The 23,851-nt window shown below is 60.1% G+C and carries 19 protein-coding genes and 2 pseudogenes; 16 read left to right on the top strand and 5 right to left on the bottom strand.

The window, feature by feature from the left end:
• Positions 1-395 precede the first annotated feature (395 nt).
• The gene (locus RGR602_RS18120) at positions 396-905 is read right to left on the bottom strand and encodes a hypothetical protein (protein ID WP_039846232.1); all 510 of its coding nucleotides are present in this window, start codon (positions 903-905) and stop codon (positions 396-398) included.
• Positions 906-1,473: 568 nt separating this feature from the next.
• On the opposite strand from RGR602_RS18120, the pseudogene RGR602_RS37960 reads away from it, so the two are divergent.
• The 4 genes and pseudogenes from RGR602_RS37960 to RGR602_RS18105 all read left to right on the top strand — a co-directional run bounded on the left by RGR602_RS37960 (position 1,474) and on the right by RGR602_RS18105 (position 2,899).
• A pseudogene (locus RGR602_RS37960) lies at positions 1,474-1,702 on the top strand (DUF6429 family protein).
• Between the two features lie 82 nt (positions 1,703-1,784).
• Positions 1,785-1,954 (top strand): annotated as a pseudogene (locus RGR602_RS39750) (LysR family transcriptional regulator); the annotation flags it as partial.
• Positions 1,955-2,150: 196 nt separating this feature from the next.
• Positions 2,151-2,453 carry a hypothetical protein gene (locus tag RGR602_RS18110; RefSeq protein ID WP_039846230.1) on the top strand — a complete coding sequence of 101 codons (303 nt, stop codon included), beginning with the start codon at positions 2,151-2,153 and terminating at the stop codon, positions 2,451-2,453.
• Positions 2,450-2,899: a type II toxin-antitoxin system VapC family toxin gene (locus RGR602_RS18105; RefSeq protein ID WP_039846229.1), complete on the top strand. Its 450-nt coding sequence runs from the start codon at positions 2,450-2,452 to the stop codon at positions 2,897-2,899. The genes RGR602_RS18110 and RGR602_RS18105 overlap by 4 nt, the downstream gene beginning before the upstream one ends.
• Positions 2,900-3,195: 296 nt before the next feature.
• On the opposite strand, the gene RGR602_RS18100 is transcribed toward RGR602_RS18105, so the two are convergent.
• Positions 3,196-4,194, bottom strand: a complete 999-nt coding sequence (locus RGR602_RS18100; protein ID WP_039847010.1) for a LacI family DNA-binding transcriptional regulator — start codon at positions 4,192-4,194, stop codon at positions 3,196-3,198.
• A gap of 226 nt (positions 4,195-4,420) precedes the next feature.
• Here RGR602_RS18100 and RGR602_RS18095 point away from each other — a divergent pair, with 226 nt between their 5' ends.
• The 5 genes from RGR602_RS18095 (at position 4,421) to RGR602_RS37935 (ending at position 9,483) form a co-directional block, all read left to right on the top strand.
• Positions 4,421-5,737 (top strand): MFS transporter, encoded by a 1,317-nt coding sequence (locus tag RGR602_RS18095; RefSeq protein ID WP_039846228.1) that lies wholly within the window; start codon positions 4,421-4,423, stop codon positions 5,735-5,737.
• A gap of 84 nt (positions 5,738-5,821) precedes the next feature.
• Positions 5,822-6,757: an L-threonate dehydrogenase gene (ltnD, locus tag RGR602_RS18090; RefSeq protein ID WP_039846227.1), complete on the top strand. Its 936-nt coding sequence runs from the start codon at positions 5,822-5,824 to the stop codon at positions 6,755-6,757.
• 11 nt (positions 6,758-6,768) lie between these two features.
• A complete protein-coding gene (gene otnI / locus RGR602_RS18085; protein ID WP_039846226.1) occupies positions 6,769-7,545 on the top strand; it encodes a 2-oxo-tetronate isomerase in 777 nt (258 codons plus the stop codon).
• A gap of 3 nt (positions 7,546-7,548) precedes the next feature.
• Entirely contained in the window at positions 7,549-8,829 is a 1,281-nt protein-coding gene (gene otnK, locus RGR602_RS18080; protein ID WP_039846225.1) for a 3-oxo-tetronate kinase, read from the top strand.
• Between the two features lie 333 nt (positions 8,830-9,162).
• A complete protein-coding gene (locus tag RGR602_RS37935; RefSeq protein ID WP_039846224.1) occupies positions 9,163-9,483 on the top strand; it encodes a hypothetical protein in 321 nt (106 codons plus the stop codon).
• 393 nt (positions 9,484-9,876) lie between these two features.
• Here RGR602_RS37935 and RGR602_RS18070 read toward each other — a convergent pair whose 3' ends face one another.
• On the bottom strand, positions 9,877-10,512 hold the full coding sequence (locus RGR602_RS18070) for a response regulator transcription factor (RefSeq protein WP_039846223.1): 636 nt from the start codon (positions 10,510-10,512) through the stop codon (positions 9,877-9,879).
• 441 nt (positions 10,513-10,953) lie between these two features.
• Here RGR602_RS18070 and RGR602_RS18065 point away from each other — a divergent pair, with 441 nt between their 5' ends.
• Positions 10,954-11,346, top strand: coding sequence for a response regulator transcription factor (locus RGR602_RS18065; RefSeq protein ID WP_039847009.1), 393 nt, complete (start codon positions 10,954-10,956; stop codon positions 11,344-11,346).
• An 82-nt stretch (positions 11,347-11,428) separates the two neighbouring features.
• Here RGR602_RS18065 and RGR602_RS18060 read toward each other — a convergent pair whose 3' ends face one another.
• Together RGR602_RS18060 and RGR602_RS18055 are read right to left on the bottom strand one after the other, a co-directional pair.
• Positions 11,429-14,458, bottom strand: coding sequence for a PAS domain S-box protein (locus tag RGR602_RS18060; protein WP_223843956.1), 3,030 nt, complete (start codon positions 14,456-14,458; stop codon positions 11,429-11,431).
• 442 nt (positions 14,459-14,900) lie between these two features.
• Positions 14,901-15,812, bottom strand: a complete 912-nt coding sequence (locus RGR602_RS18055; RefSeq protein WP_039846221.1) for a helix-turn-helix domain-containing protein — start codon at positions 15,810-15,812, stop codon at positions 14,901-14,903.
• Positions 15,813-15,898: 86 nt separating this feature from the next.
• Here RGR602_RS18055 and RGR602_RS18050 point away from each other — a divergent pair, with 86 nt between their 5' ends.
• The 6 genes from RGR602_RS18050 to glpD all read left to right on the top strand — a co-directional run bounded on the left by RGR602_RS18050 (position 15,899) and on the right by glpD (position 23,817).
• On the top strand, positions 15,899-17,173 hold the full coding sequence (locus tag RGR602_RS18050; RefSeq protein WP_039846220.1) for an ABC transporter substrate-binding protein: 1,275 nt from the start codon (positions 15,899-15,901) through the stop codon (positions 17,171-17,173).
• 76 nt (positions 17,174-17,249) lie between these two features.
• Positions 17,250-18,110: a carbohydrate ABC transporter permease gene (locus RGR602_RS18045; RefSeq protein ID WP_039846219.1), complete on the top strand. Its 861-nt coding sequence runs from the start codon at positions 17,250-17,252 to the stop codon at positions 18,108-18,110.
• Positions 18,107-18,949 carry a carbohydrate ABC transporter permease gene (locus RGR602_RS18040; RefSeq protein ID WP_039846218.1) on the top strand — a complete coding sequence of 281 codons (843 nt, stop codon included), beginning with the start codon at positions 18,107-18,109 and terminating at the stop codon, positions 18,947-18,949. The genes RGR602_RS18045 and RGR602_RS18040 overlap by 4 nt, the downstream gene beginning before the upstream one ends.
• 13 nt (positions 18,950-18,962) lie before the next feature.
• Positions 18,963-20,048 carry an ABC transporter ATP-binding protein gene (locus RGR602_RS18035; protein WP_039846217.1) on the top strand — a complete coding sequence of 362 codons (1,086 nt, stop codon included), beginning with the start codon at positions 18,963-18,965 and terminating at the stop codon, positions 20,046-20,048.
• Positions 20,049-20,090: 42 nt separating this feature from the next.
• Positions 20,091-22,094 (top strand): aldo/keto reductase, encoded by a 2,004-nt coding sequence (locus RGR602_RS18030; protein ID WP_039846216.1) that lies wholly within the window; start codon positions 20,091-20,093, stop codon positions 22,092-22,094.
• 205 nt (positions 22,095-22,299) lie between these two features.
• Positions 22,300-23,817 carry a glycerol-3-phosphate dehydrogenase gene (glpD, locus tag RGR602_RS18025; protein WP_039846215.1) on the top strand — a complete coding sequence of 506 codons (1,518 nt, stop codon included), beginning with the start codon at positions 22,300-22,302 and terminating at the stop codon, positions 23,815-23,817.
• Positions 23,818-23,851: the final 34 nt, after the last annotated feature.

Raw genomic sequence — 23,851 nt, 5'->3', positions numbered from 1 at the left:
AACCAGAGCATCGCCCCGGCACTATGGCAGGGGGCATCTTAACGGCACCGCCGGCGCCGCGAAATAGCTGCGTCGTCTCGCTGTAAGCGTCTTGCCGATCGCAAGTGCCTGATCCTAGCCACGAACAGAAAGGATGCAAGGCAAGCGCTCAACGACTATTGCAGGCGCTGGGGCATCGAGTGCCTGTTCGGCAATGCCAAGACGCGCGGGGAGTTCGGCGCGGACGCCAAGGGCTATGGCTCGACAAGCGGTTCCAGATTTTGCAATCCTCTGTGCAATCAGGCCCTGCAACCAAACTCTATAACAAACTCAATGGGCTCCGAGGAAACTCGGAGCCCTTTTTGCGTTCCAAATCCCCTCACACCTTGCTGCTTGCAGACAATGCGCGGGCAACTCTACTGAGCCTCCTGGCAGGCGCGCAGGGCCTTAAGGGCCGCATCGGTTCCGGCAAGGCTCACCGCGAACGGATCGCGCCCTGCCGGCGTGATTGTCAGCGTCTTCTTCTTGGCGAGATCGTAGATGAAGTCGGGATTGTTGACCCAAATGAAAGATCCATCAAAACCCTCCATCTGTTGACCGGTCGCCTCCCCGCTGAATTTCTGACCGTCAACGTCGAATATCACGGAGCGCTTTTCGCCACTGACAACGTTGGCATCCGCCTTGGTGTAGAGCGCCATATAGCCGCGTCTGCCGCCGGTCGTATCGATGCCCATCTGAATCTGCGTGCTCTCGTTCAGTCTTTTTGCGATCAGGCAGCCCGGGCCCAGGTCCTGCCTAATGACAATGTCCCAGCCTGCTGCCGAACCGTATTTCTTCATCTGGGCCTGAACCTGGTCCATCGCCGTGCTGCCGAGAAGGCCTACAATCATCGCTGCTGCGATGCGGGCTTTTGGTGCCGCTTTCATATCTTTTCTCCTCCTTGTTTCAGCCATGCCGATGTGGCTCCAGGCTGGTCTCCAATGGGGGGTAGGTTTGTCGTGTGTCCCCGATTCGAGGTGAGGGCATCGTGCCAATCGACTACGCGCTGTTGGCTTTGCCCATTGTCATAGGTCTTGATGCTGCGCTACCGGAGGCGCGCTCGTGCGAACCCAACGGTCGAAATAGGAATTGCCGTGGCAAACAAGCGATTTCAGTGAACCGCGCCATGTCACTTCGAATTCCTCCTAGAGCGCTATGGCGTGGCGTCTGCGGCGTCTTCGGATGGTCAGTTTATGCGGGTTTGTCTGCCTATGGGGCCATAGCATCGCAGACGTATTGTGGAACAATGCGTGCATCGTCGCAAGTAACAACTTCTGACTACCAAATGCAACGCGTAGATGGACGAGTATGCTGGGTATAAATGTACCAGCGCGTGTTTTTGTTTAATTCCGGCACGCGCCGCGACCAAACCATAAAAAGCCCGCAAGGAGAAATGAACTGACCCCATTAAGTTGGACACCTACCTTCGGGGGTTTTGCATGTTATGGTCGATAGATGGATATCGACGAGAAAGATCGACGATGCTGTCCTGGCACTGCTATGGCTGACGCTGCATGACGGGCGTCGGGGATGGAAGAGCTTTGATTGGGATGCGACAGACCGACTGTTCAAGAAGGGCCTGATCGGTGATCCGGCGAGCAAGACGAAGTCCTTAATCTTGACGCACGAAGGCTTGCAGCGAGCAGAGGAATTGTTTCGGGAGTTGTTCACGCGGCCGCAGTAATAGCTGCCGTCTCTTGCGCCTTCCAATTCCACGGAATCTGAGCAGCACCCTTCTCGCGATCGTTTCGGGCACCGTCGCATCCGAGCTCGCCGCCCATCGCTGCTTTGGCTGGCGCCCGCACCCAAGGTCGCGCCCTATCGGTGGGACTTCTTGGAGCACGGCAAAGAGTTCAATGTCGCCGTCATGCCTGAGATCACGACCAACGACATGGCGTTGATGATCAAGCTTGCCATCGCGGGCGCCGGCGTTACCTCGGTATGGAAGAAAAAATATCTTCGTGATCACCGGTCATATTCAGGGACGGCAGTCTGATCAGATCACCGTAACCGCTCCTGACATTGAAAACCTCTCAAGGTTACCTTCACCTGTCAAAATGGAGAAGTGTGCCGCAACCTTGCGTTCCACGGAAAACACGGCTATATATCCAGATACAAAACGGAGACAGGCAATGGGCAACAGCGCGCAGAAGAGAGCCATTGAGAATTATCGGTCTCGTCTGACTGAGCGCGGCATAGCGCGGTTCGAGATCCAGGCGCTTGATGCCGACCGCGATCTACTCCGGAGCCTTGCCCGGAAATTGACGGAGGACGGTCCGGAAGCCGGGCAGCTTCGCCGGACCATACAGCAGGCAATGGCGGGGGAGCCTCCGAAAGCGGGCGGTATTCTCGCCGCCTTGCGTCGCTCACCTCTGGTTAGTGCGGATCTCGACCTTAGCCGGCCGCGAGAAGAGGGTCGTAAGGTCGATCTGTGACGCGCTACCTCCTTGATACAAATATCATCAGTAACGTCATAAAGCCGGAGCCGTCGGGCTCGCTGCTGGATTGGATGGGCGCGCAGAAGGACGACGACCTCTTCATTGCGTCGCTTACCCTCGCCGAAATCCGTCGAGGTATCTTGGAGAAACCGAAAGGCAAGAAGCGAAGCAGCCTTGAAGCTTGGTTCTCCGGCCCCGAAGGCCCGCAAGCGCTGTTCGCCGGCCGCGTCCTATCGTTTGATGAGAAAGCTGGCCTTGTCTGGGCGCGGCTGATGGCCGACGGCAGAGCCAAAGGTCGTTCGCGAAGCGCGCTAGACACAATCATTGCCGCTGTAGCCGAAGCGAACGAGTGCGTCGTCGTGACCGACAATGAAAAGGACTTCGAGGGCGTCCAGATCATCAACCCGCTCCGTGGCCCTGAGAGCCAGGGGGTGGGTAGGTGATGATAGCGCGCACGGTACGGCCGGTTCATTTCGAAGATTTCAGTGGCAGCGAGTTCGAGCGCCTCGTGTTCGCCTACCACCTTTGCGACGGCTGGACTGATCTCGCTTGATTCAGCCAGACACACGGCATCAGCACGGAACCTCCGAAAGCGATGCATACACCCGATCCGGCGATGGCAAGTCAGCGGGTTTTCCGTGAAAAAGCGATCCAGGAATTAGATCAGGTTGTGAATTTCTATGTCTGCTATCGCATAGGCCAGAAGCACCGACGTATACTTTGCCCGCCAGACGTCAAGTCAGGCGGTTGCCCCTTCGATCAGCTCGAATCCGAGATCGACGACCTGGGATGGCGCATTATTGACGACAAGCTGTGCGGCCACCTTTCCGGTCTCAACGCGCGGGGTGCGGATGGTCGAGAGCGGTTGCGGCGTTGCCCGGCCGATATCGAGACCGTTATAGCCGAAAATGGCAAGCTGTGAGGGGATCGATATTCCCCTTGCGAGACAATGAAAATAACCACCAAGCGCCATGTCGTCGTTCGAAAAATAAACCGCATCGAGATCTGCTGTCCGGGCGAGCAAGCGTTCCAGCCCCAGCCTGCCGTTCTCCACGGATGATGCCCCGGCGAGGATTTCGCGATCGGCGAGGGTCGCATCGCCAGCGGCGAGCGCTTCGCAGAAGCCGGAAAACCGCTTGCCGGCGCGGGTATCGCGGTTCAGGTCGTGACCGACATAGCCGATGTGGCGATAGCCCCGCTTTAGCAGAAAAGCAGCACTTTCCCGACCGGCCGCACGGTTGGAAAAACCAACCGCCATGTCGAGAGCATCACCGTCAAGATCGAGCAGTTCCACGATCCGGCAACCGCTCGCGCGCAATCTCTTTACGGTGCCGTCAGTGTGCTCGTATCCCGCCACCATGACTGCCGCCGGCCGCCAGGCGAGCATCGCGGCGGTCAGGGATTCCTCCTTCTCCGGATCATAGTCGCTGACGGAGAAAACCGCCTGGTATCGATTTTCCTCCAGAATGGTGCTGGCGCCTCTCAGGACGTCGGGGAAGACGATGTTTGAAAGCGATGGGACGACGAAGGCAACAAGACGCGAACCGGTTGACGCAAGAGTTCCCGCGATCCGGTTCGGTACATAACCCAGCCGCTCGACCGCTGCCATGACCCGGTCCCGCGTCTTGTCGGAAAAGGAACCGTGATTGCGCAGGACGCGTGATACAGTGCTCTCGCCGACCCCGGCCGCTTCTGCGACCTCGGCAAGCGTCACTGTACCCTGATGCTTGAATTCCACGGTCATGCTTGAATCCAACCTGGCGGCTACCTGAGTGTGGGCGATGAGAATCCACCGTGCCACTATTTTTCACCGCTTTCACTAAGAAGCAAGTTTCATTTTGGCAGCGCTGCCATTTTTTATGTTGGCAGCGCTGCCAAAATGGTTTAGACAAAATGGCAGCGCTGCCAACATCCCGGCCGGCGTACCGCGGAAGGAGACTTGCGGTAAACCCTTGGAGGAAATCATGACGCTGCAAACGCAGGCGCCAGTCGATGGCGTGTACCCCGCAGAGGCGGTGGAGGATCGTGCCTATGGCAAGGTATTCTGGCGAATCGTCCCTTTTTTGATGCTGTGTTACGTGGTCGCGTATCTCGACCGCGTCAATGTCGGCTTCGCGAAGCTCCAGATGGCGAGTGAACTCGGCCTGTCGGAAGCGGCCTATGGCATCGGCGCAGGCATTTTCTTCATCGGGTATTTTCTGTTTGAAGTGCCCAGCAACGTCATCATGAACAAGGTTGGCGCGCGGGTGTGGATGGCCCGTATCATGGTCACCTGGGGCCTCGTTTCCGCCGCTTTCATGTTCACCTCGTCGGAAACCGTCTTCTACATCCTGCGTTTCCTTCTGGGCGTTGCCGAGGCGGGATTTTTCCCCGGCATAATCTTGTACCTGACGTCCTGGTATCCGGCGCACCGCCGCGCCAAGATCATTACCACGTTCATGTCTGCGATCCCGATATCCGCCATCTTCGGCAATCCGCTTTCGGGCCTGCTGATGGACAGCTTCCACGGAACGCACGGTCTTTCCGGCTGGCAATGGATGTTCCTCATCGAAGCCATTCCGGCCATCCTTTTCGGCGTCGCCACGTACTTCTACCTCGATGATACGATCCGTGCCGCCAAATGGCTGGACGACGACGAGAAGGCGGTGCTGACGGCCAATATCGAAGCGGAGAACCGAGCCAAGGTCTCGAGCCCCCACAGCATTGCCGGAACACTGACGGACCGCCGCGTCTGGCTGATGTGCCTTATCTATTTCTGCTTCGTGCTCGGGCAGTATGGACTGAATTTCTGGATGCCGTCCATTGTGAAGGCCTCGGGCGTAACCGGAAATCTGAACATCGGCCTGATTTCCGCGATCCCCTACATCTGTGCTTTCGTTGTCATGCTGGCGCTCGGGCGCTCCTCCGACAGATTGCGCGAGCGGCGGTGGCACCTCGTCATTCCCGCCCTCATCGCGGCCGGGGGTTTTGTCGCAGCAACGACGGCTACAAGCACGACAGTCGCCATTGCCTGCCTCTCGCTCGCCACCGCAGGCGCCATCAGCTGCGCACCCCTCTTCTGGTCCCTTCCGACGGCTTTTCTCGTCGGTACGGGTGCGGCCGCCGGCATTGCCTGGATCAATTCGGTCGGAAACCTCGCCGGATTTCTCGGGCCGTTTCTGGTAGGCTATCTGAAGGACCTTACCGGCAGCAACAGCATGGGCATGTATTTCCTGGCCGCAGCGCTCATCGTCGGTTCGCTGGCCGTGCTGGCGGTTCCCCGAAAAACCGTCAATCGCTAAACCTTCCAAACTGCCGCCCTCCGGAGATCTACGGCTCGAAGGGGGCGGGCCTGCTAGATTTTCAAAAACCTGGAGAATATCGTCATGGCATCGCATGCTGAAAATCTGGGACAGACGGTCGCTGCCGTGATCGGCCTCGGCTCCATGGGGGCTGGCATGGCCCGGTCGATGAAGCGCGCAGGCCTCGACGTCGTCGGCTATGACATCGCGCCTGCCGCCATCGATCGCTTCGTCGCGGATGGCGGGCGTGGCGCCGCCACCCCCGCCGACGCGGTTCGGAGCGCTGACATCGTCGTTTCAGTCGTCGTAAACGGCGCGCAGACCGCGGCCCTATTGTTTGGTCCCGAAGGTGTCGCAAGCCTAATGAAACCAGGAGCCGTATTCATTTCATCGGCGACAATGGATCCTGCAGTCGCGCGGGACCTGGCGCACCAGGTGGAAGCCATCGGGCTACACTACCTCGACGCGCCAATTTCCGGCGGTGCGGCAAAAGCGTCGAGCGGCGAGCTGACGATCATGGGGTCCGGCTCCAGGCTTGCCTTCGAAGCGGCTCGCCCGGCCCTCGATGCCATGGCCGCCAAGGTCTATGAACTTGGCGATGCGGCTGGCACAGGGGCAGCCTTCAAGATGATCAATCAACTCCTTGCCGGCGTGCACATCGCAGCTGCATGCGAAGCGATCGCCTTCGCTGCCAAGCAAGGCCTCGATCTCGATAAGGTCTACGGGGTGATCACGGCGTCGGCCGGCAATTCGTGGATGTTCGAAAACCGGATCCCGCATGTGCTGGCGGGAGATTATACGCCGCTCAGCGCCATCGAGATTTTCGTCAAGGATCTCGGCATCGTTCAAGACATGGCGCGTTCGGAGCGTTATCCGGTGCCGTTGGTGGCGGCCGCCTTGCAGATGTACCTTGCGGCTTCAGGCGCCGGTATGGGCCGTGACGACGATTCCTCGCTCGCCCGGCTCTATGCCCAGCTCTCAGGTGCGAAATTGCCTGGCACAGTCAAAGAGTCGCGATAAAGGAGGTAGGAATGCCCATTTTCGCGGCCAACCTGACGATGATGTTCAACGAATGGTCGTTTCTCGATCGCTTCAATGCTGCAGCGGATGCCGGATTTGCCGCCGTCGAATATCTTTTTCCCTATGAAGCCCCGCCGGAAGCGATCGCCGAGCGGCTAACTCGCAACAACCTGCAGCAGGCGCTGTTCAATCTGCCGCCGGGTGATTGGGTAGCGGGCGAGCGTGGTATCGCAGCGCTTCCTGGGCGGTTCGACGAATTGAAGTCTGACGTGGAACGGGCACTGGACTATGCGGCGGCGACCGGCGCAAAGCGGCTGCATCTAATGGCAGGGCTTGCCGAGCCCTCTGATACAGAGGCCGCAACCTGTTATCGGCATTCCGTGGCCTACACTGCGGCGCGGCTCGGAGAGAACGGTATCGATCTGTTGATTGAGCCCATCAACGGACGAAACATGCCGGGATACTTCCTCAATGATTTCGGTGCCGCTGAGCGGCTCATCACCGACCTCGGCCTGCCCAATCTAAAGCTTCAGTTCGACGTCTATCACTGCCAGATCCTGCATGGCGACGTGGTCATGAGCTTGCGCCGGCTGCTGCCGGTGACCGGCCATATCCAGGTCGCTAGCGTGCCGTTACGCAATGAGCCGGACGGGGAGGAGCTGAACTATCCCTATTTGTTCGAGGAATTTGACCGGCTCGGTTACGGCGGCTTTGTAGGATGCGAATATATCCCCCGGGGCCAGACGCTGGACGGCCTCGACTGGTTCAGACCTTTTGCAAGGAGCTAGCGGATGACCATCCTGCTCGGATCGATCGCCGACGATTACACCGGCGCGTCAGACCTTGCCAACACGCTGACCAAGAACGGTCTTCGCACCGTGCAGACCGTCGGCATTCCCGACCCGTCGTTGGTGCTGCCGGATGTCGACGCAGTCGTCGTCTCCATGAAAATTCGCTCCGTCGCCGCCGCTGAGGCCGTGGCTGCCGCGACGGAGGCCGAACGATGGCTGCGCAAGTGCGGGGCGACCCATGTGCTTTACAAGGTCTGCTCGACCTTTGATTCGACCGATGCCGGCAATATCGGTCCGGTGACGGAGGCGCTGAACATTGCTGCCGGCGGCGGCACGGTGCTGGTTACGCCCGCGTTTCCGGAAACTGGACGCACTGTCTATCTCGGTCACCTCTTTGTCGGCGGGCAACCGCTGAACGAAAGCCCGCTAAAGGATCACCCCCTCAATCCAATGCATGACGCCAATTTGGTGCGCGTCATGGCCAGGCAGTCGCGCGGTGCGGTCGATATTGTCGATCTGGCAACGGTCTCGGCCGGAGCCGGTGCGGTAAAGGCGCGGCTTGAGGCTCTGCGCGCCGCGGGCGCGACCGCCGCGATCGCGGATGCGATCTGCGAACCGGATCTTGAAACGCTCGGCGAGGTGGCGCTCCAAACGCCGGTATCTACCGGCGCATCGGGCCTCGGTCTCGGTCTCGCCCGCGCCCTTACGCGCTCGGGCCGGGTATCTTCTACGTCTGCAGCAACTGCTGGGGCCATGCGCCCCGTGGGCGGGCTTGCCGCGATCGTTGCCGGCAGCTGCTCCAGCGCGACGCTGCGGCAGCTAGACGTCGCCGAACGGTCGTTGCCCGTTCTGCGGCTCAATCCGGAAAAACTGCTTGCCGGCCCCGAAGAGATTTACGCCGCGATTTCCTGGGCCGGAGACCGCATCTCCGCCGGCCCCGTCGTCGTCGCAGCGAGCGCGTCGCCGCAAACCGTTTCCCGGCTGCAATCGCAATACGGACGGGACGCCTCGGGCCACGCGATCGAAACCGCGACGTCGATCATTGCCGAGGAACTTATGACAAGAGGCGTGCGGCGCCTGGTGATCGCCGGCGGTGAAACCGCCGGCGCAGCGGTCGACAGGCTCGCCATTCCAGCATTTCTGATCGGCCTGGAAATCGCGCCTGGTGTACCGGTGCTGCGAACGGTCGGAAATAAACAGGGCGACATGCTTCTGGCCCTGAAATCCGGAAACTTCGGAGGCGAGGATTTCTTCACGGCTGCGCTAGCAATGATGCACTGACTTGATCATCGGATCGAGGACTTCCATCGACGTCGGTTCTTGGGGGTAATATCTAGTCCTGCGTAAAAGCGCACCTAGACCCTCGTATAAGTCATCCCTTCCTCGTTGGTATCTGATCCTTCCTCCGGATCAATAGGCAGGTCCGACAACGTGCTGCTATCGTCAGTGCACATTCTCCCCCGGGGCCGTTTCCCAAAGCGCCATGAATGGACGGGCGGCACATCGGGGAGGCGGAGCCGCCCGAAAAGACGGAAATACTATTTAACAACGGCTCAATCTTAGTGGGAAGCTTCGAAACCGAAGCTGGTTCAATTCACCATCGAGGTGCGGATCATGAGCAAGGCAGCAGCTATTTTCTTTGCAGTCGTGATCGCGGCTCCGGCAATGGCGCATGATGCGACGCCAACGGCGGCAAAGCCGCACGGATGGACGTATCCGTTTTCGTGCTGCAGCGGGATGGATTGCCGCGAGGTTCACGATCAAGGGATTCTCGAGGGCCCCCGCGGATATGTCATCAAGCTCACCGGGGAGCTCATAACGCCACTGGATACTCGCATCAAAAACAGTCCAGACGGGCAGTTTCACCAATGCACGGTGGCCGGCGAGCCCACGGGTCGCACCATTTGCCTGTTCGTCCCTCCGCGCTCCTTTTAAGGATTGTCACCATGACACAAGAGCCCAACCGCATCGAAATCGATCTGCAGCGCATGTCAGAAGGCTGGACGATAGCATCAGCTTATCCGATCCAGATGCCGCCAGACTATCCATCAGTGCCGAATTTGGACCCTGAAGCGCATTTGATGAGGTTTTCCCTCATGCCGCGCGAAACAATATCGCCTCTCGGGGGGCAAGCTTTGCAATCCCGGACATCTGCATTTACCCTGTACGCGACTGGGACGCGGTTCGGTCTTTTATGCTACTCGCTCGGGCTTGTCCGCCTTGTAGAGGACTTTGAGGAGCTTTGCCTTTCGCAGCATTCCGTGACGATACATTAAGGTCAAGCGGTGCTCCAAGGACAGGTTTCTCGGGAGGATTGGCCGGGCGGACCTAAGAGCCTTGCGGCTTTCCTGGCTCGAGCTTCAGCTTGTCCGCCATGAGGGCGAGTTCGGGCAAGGACTTGGCACGCATCTTCTGCATGACCTGGCTGCGGTGAACTTTCACGGTAATCTCGCTCACGCCCAGATCGGCGGCGATCTGTTTATTGAGCCGTCCAATCACCACCATAGCCATCACCTCGCGCTCCCGCGGGGTCAGGCTATCGAAACGCGCGCGCACCGTCGCCAGTGCTTTTTCATTTTCAAGCCACACGCGGTCGCGCGCCAGGCCGACGTGAACGGCGTCGAGTAGATCCTGCTCGCGGAACGGTTTCGTCAGGAACTCAATCGCGCCCCCTTTCATCGCTTGGACGGACATGGGAATGTCGCCATGCCCGGTGATGAAAACGATCGGCAGCTGAATATTTCTCCGCGATAACTCTCGTTGAAATTCAAGACCGCTTTGCCCCGGCAGCCGCACATCCAGCACGAGGCAGGTCGGCCCGTTGGGTCGTCCAGACTTGAGGAAGTCGTCCACAGAGGCGAGGAGTTTCACGTCAAAACCGACGGAACGCAGCAGGCTGCCGAGCGCCTCGCGGATCGCCGGATCATCATCGATGACGATCGTGGTTGCTGGCACCTCCGTCATCTCAGCGCACCTCAGGGGGAGCCAGCTCTTGCGGACACGAGGTGTCTGCACCCGCTGCTGCGGCATCAGGGCGAGCCCAACCGACAGAGTGGCGATGCCGCAATGAGAACACTCCCCTCTCTACTCAGCCGGTGCCGAACCGAAGCTTTCTCGCACTTCAGAATGCGCCCTAATTCCTTCAGCCACAAGGCCAGTTACGATTGGATCGGGCTGCCGGCTAAGGCGTCGCACCTCCTGCCATCGCCGGCACGCCAAACCGGCAGCCAGCTGGACCAGGAACTCATCCTGGCAAGCTCGGCTCTTCGTAACGAGAAGTCTTAAACACTCTATACCATCGTATAGCTCCCTGTGCCTTTGTCGCCCTTGCAGGCTGATGTATCCTACAGCCGCGACCACACCTAGATTTCTGCAAAAACGCCTATCGCGGATTTGGAGGCAGCAGTGCCAACGAAGAAGCCTCTAATTGCGATCGTCGATGATGACCAGTCGATGCGCGAGGCCACCAAGGGACTCATGAGGTCGCTGGGATTTGATGCCCAGGCTTTTTCATCCGCCGATGATTTCTTGAAATTTCCCCATCTAAACCGCACGGCCTGCCTGGTAACGGACATCCATATGCCCGGAATGAGTGGGCTTGATCTGCACCGGACCCTCGTTGCATTGGGCGAGAACATTCCGACCATTCTGATCACTGCCTACCCGAACGAGAATGTGCACGCGCGTGGGTTGGGTCCGGACATTGTCGGCTATCTGGCAAAGCCGTTCGGCGAGCAGGACCTGCTGAAGTGCATCCGTTCTGCGCTAGTGCGCGGTAGCGACGGCGACAATGATTGACGAGTGGCTGCTGACGCCAGGCCGCGCGTCGAAGGTGATTGCATGAGGTGTCGCCAGGACCCGCCACCTCCCACTGCCGGCGTTAGGCCGGGTGCTCGCCAGGAGCGCTCTCGTCCGGGGCTGAAGGCAGGGTGAATTGAAACACAGCTCCCCAAGGCTCATTCGTCCTGGCCCACAGCCGCCCCCCGTGGGCCTCGATGATCGACCGGCAGATGGCCAAGCCCATGCCCAGACCCTCTGCCTTCGTCGTGTAAAACGCCTCAAACACCCGCTCCACACTCTCCGGCTCCAATCCGACGCCGGTGTCCTGCACTTCGATCAGCACGGCCCCCGATGCGTCGAGCAGGGACCTGATGAGCAGCTTGCGTGGCCGATCCGCGATCGTCTTCATCGCCTCGATGCCGTTCATCACCAGGTTCAGGATTACCTGCTGCAGCTGCACCCGGTCGCCCGCAACGCGCGGAAGGTCGTTAGCCACCTCGGTCCGTAGCACGATCCGATGGCGGCGTACCTCACCTTGGACGAGGGCTACCGAATCTTCGACGAGGCCGTTCAGGTCCACCTGCGCCGTGACAGTGGCTGTCTTCTTCAGGAGCGCGCGCACCCGGCCGATGACTTCGCCGGCCCGGTGCCCGTCGCGGACGATGCGCGCCACCGTCTCCCGCGCCTCGTCGAGGTTGGGGGGCTGGCTGGCGAGCCAATGCAGGGCCGCGTTGGCGTTGGCGACCACGGCGGCGAGCGGCTGGTTAACCTCGTGGGCGATGGAGGAGGTCAGGGCGCCCATCGTCGTCACGCGCGCGACATGCGCGAGCTCGGCCTGCGCCTTCTGCAGGGCCTCCTCGGCCCGCTTGCGATCTTCGATGTCGACGAGGAACCCATACCATTTGAGAATGTTTCCGTGCTCATCGTGCAGCGGCACGGCATTTTCAAACCACCAGCGATATTCGCCGTCGGCCGCCCGACGGATTCGCACCTCAACCTCGAACGGGTGGCCCGTGGTCAAGGAGGCACGCCACCTGGACATATACTGCTCAAGGTCTTCGGGGTGAAACCGGGCTTCAGCGCCCCAGCCCGCTCTTGCCGTTGCATCCAGGGACAAGCCTGTGAACTCCTGCCAACGCCGATTGATGAAATCGACACGGCCGTCGGGCAAGGCAGTCCACACCATCGCAGGAACTGTCTCGATGACCTCGCGAAGCTCTTCTTCACTCCGCCGGGCGGCCTCTTCGGCGCGCTTGCGTTCGGTGATGTCCTCGCACACGATCAGGATGACAGGTCGCTTCTTGATCACCATCGCTCGAGCCGTCTCGCGGACCCAGAGCATCGAGCCGTCCTTACGTATCTTGCGCAGTTCCCAGCTCATGGCTCGGCCGAGATGTTCGAAGCAGGCGGCCGCATGCCTCTGGATCGTTTCTCGGTCTGCCTCATGAAAGATGTCCTGTACGGGGCGGTTGATCAGTTCGTCGACCGTGTACCCAAGCTGCTCCGCCCCAAAGGGATTCACAGACACGATGGTGCCACTGGCGTCCACCATGAAGTACATCGTCGGATTGTTCTCGAATACGGCTCTCCACTGCTCCTCGCTGTCCCGCAGCGCCTCTTCCACCCGCTTGCGCTCGGTAACGTCTTGGATCGTACCAAACATGCTGTGCGGCCGTCCGGACGCGTCCCTTGTCAGATCGCCCTGGCTGTGCACTATGCGCAGCTCGCCGCTCGGCCGGACGATGCGGTACTCCAAGTCGTAACGAGATTCGCCACGCACGGCCTCTGCCGCGGCCTGGCTCCAGATCGCCCGGTCCTCTGGATGAATCCGCTCAACCGCTTCGGCAAGACTGACCACCGTGCCTGTGCGCGGCGTCAGCCCAAAGATGCGGTATGTCTCTTCTGACCAGGTAAGACAGTCTGTACCGAGGTCACGTTCCCAATAGCCGACATGGGCAACGTGTTGCGCTTCTGCGAAGTTGGCCTCGCTTCGACGCAGACCCTCCAATGTCTCCTTGAGACGGAAGGTCATGAGAGCGAACGCCTGGGCAAGCAGGCCGACCTCATCGTTTCGACGAACCTTGGGCACCTCTCGCCATTCGCCGTTTGCAATCGCGTGCGCTGCCTGCGTCAAGGCAGTCAACGGCCGCAACGTGCGACCGACCATCCTTAGTCCGAGGACCCCGAAGACAGCGACGATGACCGTGCCGACGCCTATCGAGAGATAGGCCGCACGATATACAGGCATCAGGAAATCCGAAGCTGGCACCGCTGAGATGATGGTCCAGTTAAGTGCACCGGGGGCAGCGGCGCGATCGACGGCCGCATAGATCTTGCCGCCCTCAGGGTCACTGAAGGAAAACACGTGCGGTCCGGGTGCCGAGGACCCGGCGATGTCAGGATGCCGACGAAGGTAGCGGGCGGTTTCGCGAACGATGGGATCGGTCGCCTCTGATGCCTGCAGGCGCAGGTGCCCGCCGTCGGCGCCGATGGTGACGGGCGACACTCCTCCCGACGCGCCAATCAAATGTCCGGTGGCATCAATGATGAAGGCCCTGCCGTTGTCGCCGATTTCCAGCGTCTGCAAGAACCTGGAAAGCTGAGTGAGGATGAGATCGATCCCACCCACCCCGACGAAGTTGCGGTTCGTGTTGAAGACGGGGACGGAGAGCGAGATGCCCAAGATCGGCTCGGCCACACCGAGATAGGGCTCGGTCCAGTATCGCTTGCCCGTCTCCTTGGCCTGCGCGTACCAAATCCTCCGGCGTGCATCGATCGCGCCTTTCGACTTCCGCAATCGGCCGGTCCTGCCGCTTGGCAGTGCTTCGAACTCGCGCACGGGGCCTGCGCGAAATTCATCGGTGATCAAAAACACGACGCTTGAATCTGCCAATCGCCCGACCGAAACCATCCCGCCCGCCTCGTTGCCGAAAAACATCCAGTCGACGTCGGGTTCCTCGGCCAGCAAGGCATGGAGCTCCTGTGCGACAGCATCTGGGTCGCCGGGCGATAGGTCGTGACGAACAAGACCATTGGCCAACCGGGAAACCGCTTTGTCGGCGCCGCTCACCAAATGACCGACGTCGCGATGCACAGCATGCGTCACCTCTCGGATCAGGCGCTCGGACATGATCGAGACGATGACGTTTCCCGTCCAGATCCATAGACCGGCCAGGACGAGACTTAGAACGAGAACGACGCCGGCGACGGCGAGTATTAAGTGATTGCGTAACATGATCGCCGAGTTCCCCAGACGGCCAGATGAATATTATGTATTCCGTATATTGCTCCTATGCCTGGGCGCTCGCAATCCGGGGCTCGCTGATCGGGCCTGGCGCGGGCCGGGAATGGTTCAGGCTTGGCTCAAGGCGGCTCAGATCTATCCCGGTATGCGGTTGAGACCTCTACGAGCCAGCAGCATCCGGTTGATCTCTTCAAAGGTTTGCGCCGGATCGCGCTGGTCGTCTTGTAGGACAGACTTCCTCGGGCTCCGCCTCACGGCTGTCGGGCCCGGCAATATCGTGATTCTTCACACAGTTTCAGAAGTTTACCGTTTATGGACGGGAACCAGCCTAGCTTGCCGGCGCGCCACTCGATGTGGCGAGGCGAATGTCTCTTCGGAAGTCCGAGGGCGACATGCCGGCGATGTGGCGGAAGGACTTGTTGAAGGCGCTGATGGAGCCGAAACCGCTGTCCATCGCCACCTGAAGCACATTGGTATCGTCGGCCATCAGCAATGCCTGGGCGCGGGAGAGGCGCAGCAGATTGAGATATTTGCTGAGCGTCATACCAGTCGATTTCTTGAAGACGTTCATTGCATATTTCGGATGCAGGTCCGCCGCCCGGGCGATATCGACGGTGTCGATGTCCTCCATGAAATTAGCGGCGATGAAATCGCACATCCTGACTATGCTGCGTGACGGTTGCGCATGGGGCTGATCGGCCTCCCTTCCACCGTAGCCGACGACCGTCATCGAATAGGGTTCGAATGCGATGCGCTCGATACGGAGCAGCAACTCGTCGACGGCATGCTGCGCCTTTGCCGGATTGCCCGAATTCGCGTAGCGGAACCAGCGGGAAAAGTTCTCCTTGTCCGCGGCATCGGTGGCAGACGTCAGCAGCGTCGAGCCCTTCATCAGGCGGCTGGAGATTTCAGCGGGAAGGCGGAGACGGAAGAAATAGACAAGCGGCAAATGGGCACCTGCGTAGAGCGAATCTTCCGAGGATTCATCCATCTGATGCGGCTGGCCGCCCCAGAATAGGCACATGTCGCCGGCCTTGAGCGTCATTTCGTGATCGTTCATGCGGTAATGCACAGTGCCCCGCATGATGTAATTCACCTCCACCTGCGCATGCCAGTGCGGCATCGCCATCACCGGTGGATGGGCATGAAATAGCTGCAGCTCTGTCGGCGATCCTTCGATGCTGCTTGCGCCCGGCTGATAGATGGCTCTGCTGGCAACCTTACTTTCCGCCAAATTGATATTCCCTTTTTAGGAGACAGCGGCTCCCTTACGGATAACTTAGCCACGTTCGCTAAAGGACGGCAATTGAAAAGGGAGGATTTTCAATGCGCTTCAAACTTATCGGTGCGACCGCTGCGGTCGCACTGCTTTCTTCCGGTTCCGCATTCGCGCAGTCGGGCAATCTCACCATCTGGAGCTGGAACGTCGCGGCGTCGGCGCTGAAATCCACGCTCGAAGGCTTCAACAAGCAATATCCCGATATCAAGGTCACGGTCGAAGACCTCGGAAACAGCCAAGTCTTCGACAAGACACTTGCCGGCTGCGCAGCCGGCGGCGACGGCCTGCCGGACATCGTGACGATCGAAAATTTCGAGGCAGAAATCTTCTGGAACCGCTTCCCGGACTGCTTCGCCAACCTGAAGGATCTCGGCTATACGGCGGAAATCCAGGCGAAATTCCCGGACTTCAAACGCACCGAGCTGGAGGTGGATGACATTGCCTATGCGATGCCGTGGGATTCCGGCCCGGTCGCCGTCTTTTACCGCCGCGATTTCTATGAAAAGGCCGGCGTCGATCCGGCCACGATCAAGAATTGGGACGATTTCATCGCCGCCGGTAAGAAGATTTCCGAAGCCAATCCCGGCGTCGTGATGGCCCAGGCCGATTTCAACGGCGATAGCGAGTGGTTCCGGATGATCGCCAACGAGCAGGGCTGCGGCTATTTCTCCACCGACGGCCAGGCGATCACGATCAACCAGCCGGCCTGCGTCGCGACCCTCGAAAAGGTCAAGCAGATGAAGGACGCCGGTACGCTGACAGCCGCCATCTGGGACCAGAAAATCCAGGCCAATACCGCCGGCAAGGTCGCAAGCCAGATGTATGGCGGCTGGTACGAGGGCACGATACGCTCAGGCTCGCCGGACCTTTCAGGCAAATGGGGCGTCTACATGATGCCGAGCCTCACGGCTGACGGCCCGCATGCCGCAAACCTTGGCGGTTCGTCGCTAGCCATCAACGCCAATTCCGAAAACAAGGAAGCGGCCTGGGCCTATCTGAACTATGCGCTGGCAACCAATGAGGGCCAGGTCACGATGCTGAAGTCCTTCGGCCTCGTCCCCTCGCTGCTGTCGGCCGTCCAGGATCCTTTCGTCAACGAGCCGCTGCCTTATTGGGGCGGGCAGAAGGTCTGGGCAGATATCCTTTCGACGCTGCCGAAGATCGTACCGAGCCGCGGGACGGCGTTTCAGAGCGATGCGGACGCGATCTACAAGGCAGCGCAGACGAAGTATTTCGCGGGCGGTTATCCGGATGCGAAAGCTGCACTTGACGATGCGGCCAACCAGATCGCCTCGGCGACCGGCCTTCCGATCGCAGAATGAGCAACCGGCCGGGCGCCTGGTGCGCGCCCGGCATTCACCTACATGGTGGCTCGTTTTGCTTGTGAGGAGGAAATAAATGCCGTTCAGGACCCGGAGCGCCTATGCGTTCCTTGCGCCCTATCTGCTGGTCTTCGCGACCTTCTGGGTCTGGCCGATCATCAACTCGTTCTTGATTTCGTTCCAGAATACGCGCGTCAATCCCTGGAAATTTAGCCTTGCGTCGAATTGGGGGCGCCTTTTCGGCGACCCGGCTTTCTATAACGCGCTCTACAACACGCTGATCATCCTGGTCATCCAGGTGCCGGTGATGATTGCGCTTGCAACCGTCATGGCGGTGCTCTTAAATTCGCCGCTGCTGAAGGCGCGGCCTCTTTTCCGCTTCGCCTTCTTCGCGCCCGTCGTCGTCGGCGAGGTCGCCTATGCCGCCGTCTTCCGGCTGATGTTCAGCATCGACTTCGGCATCGTCAACAAGTTGATCGGTTCGGTCGGCATCGCTCCCGTTTCCTGGTTCGACAATGCGAACGCGGCGATGGCCCTCGTCATAATCGCCGTTACCTGGCGCTGGGCCGGCTACAACGCGATCATCATCTTAGCCGGCTTGCAGTCGATCCCCGAGGATGTCTACGAGGCTGCGACGCTCGATCGCGTCAGTAAAATACAGCAGTTCTTTCACATCACCCTGCCGCTCCTGAAGCCGATCATCCTCTTCTGCGTGGTGCTGTCGGTGATCGGCACGATGCAGCTCTTCACCGAACCCTTCCTCATTACCAATCGCGGCGGCCCGGGCGGGGGCACGGAAACGCTCGGCCTGCTTCTTTACCGACAGGGCTTCACATCGCTGAATTTCGGCTACGCGTCGGCGATCGCCTACACGATAGCTGCATTGGCGATTGCAATTTCGCTTTTTAATCTCTGGGTGGGGAGGGAACCGAAATGAAGTCGAGGTCCAAGTCGCAGTCCCTCTTGATGCGCAAGATTGCGCTGCATGTCGTGCTGACGCCGCTTGCCATCATCTGGCTCTTTCCGCTCTGGATGATGTTCGTTTTCTCCACCATGCCGGACAATGGCATCTTCAGCCCGGACATCGTGCTCTGGCCGTCGACGAATTTCGTTGAGAATTTCAAGAACCTGGAGGCCGATACGAATTTTCTCCGGGCGATGTTCATCTCGATCACCGTCGCGGTCATCTACACCTTCTTGTCGGTGCTCCTGACATCGATGGCCGGCTGGGCGCTTGCCCGCTATCGATTCGCTGGCCGCTCCGTCGTCACAGCCATCATTCTCGGCACGATCACCTTGCCTTTCGCCGTCGTCGTGATCCCGCAATTCATCATGGTGGCGCGTGAATTCAAGCTGGCGAATACCTGGGTGGCGCTGATCGTCCCGCCGCTCTTCAATTCGCTGGGCGTGCTCTTCATGCGCCAGTCCTTCTCGATGATGCCGAACGAGCTCTTCGATGCCGCCCGCGTCGAAGGCGTCAAGGAGTGGCAGATCTTCCTGCGCATCGCCTTGCCGCTTGCCCGTCCGACAATGGCGGCGCTCTCGATCATTCTCTTCCTGGCATCCTGGAACAACTATCTCTGGCCGCTGCTCATCAATTCCAGGCCCGGAATGATGACAGCGCCGGTGGCTCTTGGAACGCTGATCGGCCTCACCAAGGTCTCCTGGGGCGGCATCATGGCAGGTGCGATGTTGCTGACCGCGCCGATCCTCGTCGTCTTCGTGCTGTTGCAGCGCCACTTCATCGCCGGCATCGCGGCCGGCGCAATCAAATAATAGGGGAGGCCGCATGGCGGAGCTTTCACTCAGGAATGTTGTAAAACGCTTTGGCGCCTTCGGCGTGATCCATGGCGCCAATCTCGACGTGAAGGACGGCGAGTTCGTCGTCTTCGTCGGCCCTTCGGGCTGTGGAAAATCCACCCTGCTCAGGATGATCGCCGGCCTCGAGGATATCTCGGAGGGCGAGATCACGATCGGCGGCAGGGTCGTCAACAATGTCGAGCCCGCCGACCGCGGCATCGCCATGGTTTTCCAATCCTATGCGCTCTACCCGCATATGACGGTAGCAGAAAACCTCTCTTTCGGCTTGCGCATGAACGGCAACCCGAAAGAGGATACCGAGAAACGGGTGCGCCACGCCGCCGAGATCCTGCAGATCAAGGAATTGATGGAACGGCGCCCCAGGCAACTCTCAGGTGGCCAGCGCCAGCGTGTTGCGATCGGCCGCGCCATCGTTCGCGAGCCCGAGGTCTTCCTCTTCGACGAACCGCTCTCGAACCTCGATGCAGAACTGCGCGTGCAGATGCGCGTGGAAATCTCCAGGCTGCACAAGCAGCTTGGCGCGACGATGATCTATGTCACGCACGATCAGACGGAGGCGATGACGCTTGCCGACAAAATCGTCGTGCTGCGCGCCGGCAACATCGAGCAGATCGGCGCGCCGCTCGATCTTTACGACGATCCGGCTAACCAGTTCGTTGCCGGTTTCGTGGGTTCGCCGAAGATGAATTTTCTGGCGGCAGAGGTTGTTGAACGCGATGCATCGAACGTGACAATCGCCTTGGCGGGCGAGAGGAACGTCCGCCTGACGCTGCCGGTTTTGGCGGCAACCGGAAAAGGGGCGCAAGTAACGCTCGGCGTGCGACCCGAGCATTTTTCCGACCAGGGCAGTGGCGACGCCGACCTCACCGTCGCGGTCGATGTTGCCGAACACCTCGGCAATACCAGCTACATCTATGCGACCGCTGCGGGCGGCCAGCCACTCATCATCGAACGTCCGGAATCCCGTTCTGCAGCCGATCGTGACACGCTCACCGTCGCGCTGTCGGCAAAACGCACCTTCCTGTTCGACAGCGAAGGCAATCGCTTGCGCTGACGAAATCCGCTCCCAAGACGAAGATACGAAAGAGGAATAGTCATGAGTTCAGAACAACCGATCCGCTGGGGCATCATCGGCCCCGGCACCATCGCCCGCACCTTCGCAGACGGCATTGCCCATTCGCGTACGGGTAAGCTGGTGGCGATCGCGAGCCGCAATCCGGAAAAGCCCGGCCTTGGCGATGGCTTTCCCGGCGCTCGCATCGTTAAGGGCTATGACGCGCTGCTGACCGATCCGGAGATCGACGCCGTCTATATAGCCACCCCGCATACCGGCCATGCCGAGTGGGCGATCAAGGCGATTCGCGCTGGAAAGCATGTGCTGGTGGAAAAGCCGATCGCGCTTTCGGCCTTCGATGCGGATGCGATCTACCACGAAGCGCAGAAGGCCGGTGTCTTTGCTGGCGAGGGCTTCATGTACCGCCTGCATCCTCAGACGGCGAAGATCGTCGAACTGGTGAAAAGCGGCGTGATCGGCACGGTGCGCATCATCCGCTCAAGCTTCGGCTTCAACATGGGCAGCTTCAAGCCCGAGCATCGTTTATTCGCCAACGACACGGCAGGCGGCGGCATCCTGGATGTCGGTGGCTACCCCGTTTCGATGGCGCGGCTGATCGCCGGTGCGGTTGAAGGCACACCGTTCCTCGAGCCGGAGAAGGTTTCCGGCGTGGCGCACCTCGGACAGTCCGGCGTAGACGAATGGGCCTCCGCCGTCTTGAAATTCCAAAACGGCATCATTGCCGAAGTCTCCTGCTCCATCATGGCCCAGCAGGACAATACGCTTCGCGTCATCGGCTCCGAAGGCCGCATCGAGGTCAAGGATTTCTGGTTCGCCTCAGGTCACAAGGGCGGCATCGGCACGATTGAGATTTTCAAGGGAGCCGAGCAGGAAACGGTCGAGGTCAAGGAAGACCGCTGGCTCTATTCCTTCGAAGTCGACGCGGCCGGAGATGCAATCCGCGCCGGAGAGAAGGAATTCGCTTCGCCGGGCATGAGCTGGGCCGATTCCACCGGCAATCTTCGCGTTCTCGACAAATGGCGGGCCTCTGTCGGCCTCGAATATGGTGTCGAGAAGGCGTCGAAGCGAACCACGAATATTGCGGGCGGAGCAGTCCGGCCTGGCAGCAGCATTGCGCAGCGCCAGATACCAGGCATCTCTAAACCCGCCTCTGTCGTAACACTTGGATTCGAGTTCTTTCCGAACTTTGCGGCCGCCTCGCTGACGCTCGATGCCTACTACGAGGCGGGCGGCAACGTCTTCGACACGGCCTATGTTTACGGAAGCGGCAAGACGGAGAGCATCTTCGGCGATTGGCACACGAGCCGCAATGTTTCGCGTGACGAGATCGTGCTGATCGGCAAGGGGGCGCATTCGCCGCTCTGCTATCCGGACATGATCGCCAAGCAACTCGATCAGTCGCTCGAGCGGTTGAAGACGGACTATGTCGACATCTACTTCATGCATCGGGACAATACCGATATTCCGGTGGGAGAGTTCGTCGATGCCATGGATGCCGAAGTCAATCGCGGCCGCATCCGCGGGATTTTCGGCGGCTCGAACTGGACCCGTGAGCGGATGGACGAGGCAATGGCCTATGCGGCAAAGACCGGCAAGAAAGCGCCTGCGGCGCTTTCTAATAACTTTTCGCTGGCCGAAATGCTCGATCCGATCTGGGCTGGATGCGTCGCGGCCTCGGATGACGAATGGAAGAAGTGGCTGAACGAAAAGCAGGTTCCGAACTTCGCTTGGTCCAGCCAAGGCCGCGGTTTCTTCACCGACCGGGCAGGACGCGACAAGCACGATGATGAGGAAATCGTCCGTTGCTGGTATTCCGATCGCAATTTCGCACGCCGCGACCGCGCAAATGAGCTCGCAAAAAAGCTCGGCCGAAACCCGATCCATATCGCGCTCGCCTATGTGATCGCCCAGCCGTTCCCAGTCATTCCGCTGATCGGCCCGCGCACGATCGCCGAACTGGAAGATAGCCTTTCGGCCCTCGACATCGAGCTTACGCCCGAACAGGTAAAGTGGCTGGAGGGCTAGGAAAACAGCCCGGTTCATGCCGGTTTTTCCTACGCTCTCGGCCGCTTCATAATGCGCCGCTACCCGATCGGGTGGCGGCTTTTTCTTATCCCGTCTTGATGCAAGAAACATTCGTTTGACACGCGAATGGTTTTCGTTTTTACTTCAAAAAGTTTCGATTTGTGCGGTTTGCGCAAATCGACTGCGGCGCACGGGGAGGGATAAAGTGGGCCAAACACATCACGACCTTTTCGTGATTGGCGGCGGGATCAACGGCTGCGGCATTTGCCGGGATGCTGCTGGACGCGGCTATTCTGTGGCGCTGGCGGAGATGGGCGACTTTGCCTCTGGCACGTCGTCTGGGGCGACGAAGCTGATCCATGGGGGCTTGCGCTATCTGGAGCATTACGAGTTCCGGCTGGTGCGCGAATCGCTGATGGAGCGCGAGGTGCTTTGGGCGATGGCGCCGCACATCATCTGGCCGCTGCGCTTCGTGCTGCCCTATCACAAGGGTGGCATCCGGCCGGCCTGGCTGATCAGGCTGGGGCTGTTTTTCTACGACCATCTTGGCGGCCGCAGGCTTTTGCCGCCGACCGCCGTGCTGAACCTGCGCCGCGATCCGGCGGGCCGGCCGCTCAAGCCGGTGTTTGCCAAGGCCTTCGAATATTCCGACGGCTGGGTCGACGATGCCCGCCTGGTGGTGCTCAACGCCCGCGATGCCGCCGACCGCGGTGCGCTGATCATGCCGCGCACCAAAGTGGTGGCGGCGCGGCGCAAGAACGGCCTGTGGGAAATCGACAGCTGCGATATACTGAGCGGCGAAAGGCGTCGGCATCAGGCCCGCATGCTGGTCAATGCCGCCGGTCCCTGGGTCGACCAGGTGCTGCGTGCAGCCCTTGGCGAGACCGAGGCCCGCCATGTGCGCTTGGTGCAGGGCAGCCACATCGTCGTCAAGAAGAAGTTCGAGGGGCCGCGGGCCTATTTCTTCCAGAATCCCGACAACCGCATCATCTTCGCCATCCCCTACGAGGACGACTTCACGCTGATCGGCACCACCGACCGCGACTATAGCGGCGATCCCAAGGACGTGCGCATCACTGCGGAGGAGACCGGCTATCTCTGCGCCGCCGCCAGCGAGTATTTCAACGCACCGGTGACCCCGGACGACATCGTCTGGAGCTATTCGGCGGTGCGGCCGCTCTATGACGACGGCGCCTCGAAGGCACAGGAGGCGACGCGCGACTATGTGCTGCAGCTCGAAGGCAAAGGTGGCGAGGCGCCGCTGCTCAATGTCTTCGGCGGCAAGCTGACCACCTACCGGCGGCTGTCGGAGCATGCGCTGGAAAAGATCGGCGAGGCGATCGGCACGAAGGGCGGCCCGTGGACAGCGAGGAGCCATCTGCCGGGCGGCGATTTCCCGGTCAAGGGCTATGCGGCCGAGGTGAGCAGGCTGAAGGCTGACTATCCGTTCCTTGCCGAGGCCCATGCCCGCCGGCTGGTGCGCCGCTACGGCACGCGCGCCGCGAGCCTGCTTGCAGAGGCTAAATCTATCGCCGATCTCGGCCACTGCTTCGGTTCCGATCTCTACGAGGTCGAGGTCCGCTATCTCGTCCGCAACGAATGGGCCGTCACCGCTCAAGACATCCTGTGGCGAAGGACCAAGAACGGGCTATATCTGCAGATGGATGAAGTACAGAAATTGGAGGAGTACATGGCCGCGATCCCTGCGCAACTTGCGGGATGAGGCGCCATGTCGTCCCCGTCGTGAGGAGGCACGG

Source organism: Rhizobium gallicum bv. gallicum R602sp (assembly GCF_000816845.1).
Lineage (GTDB): Bacteria > Pseudomonadota > Alphaproteobacteria > Rhizobiales > Rhizobiaceae > Rhizobium > Rhizobium gallicum.
The sequence above is the reverse complement of the archived record's forward strand: the minus strand, read 5'-3'. Positions and strand labels throughout refer to the sequence as shown.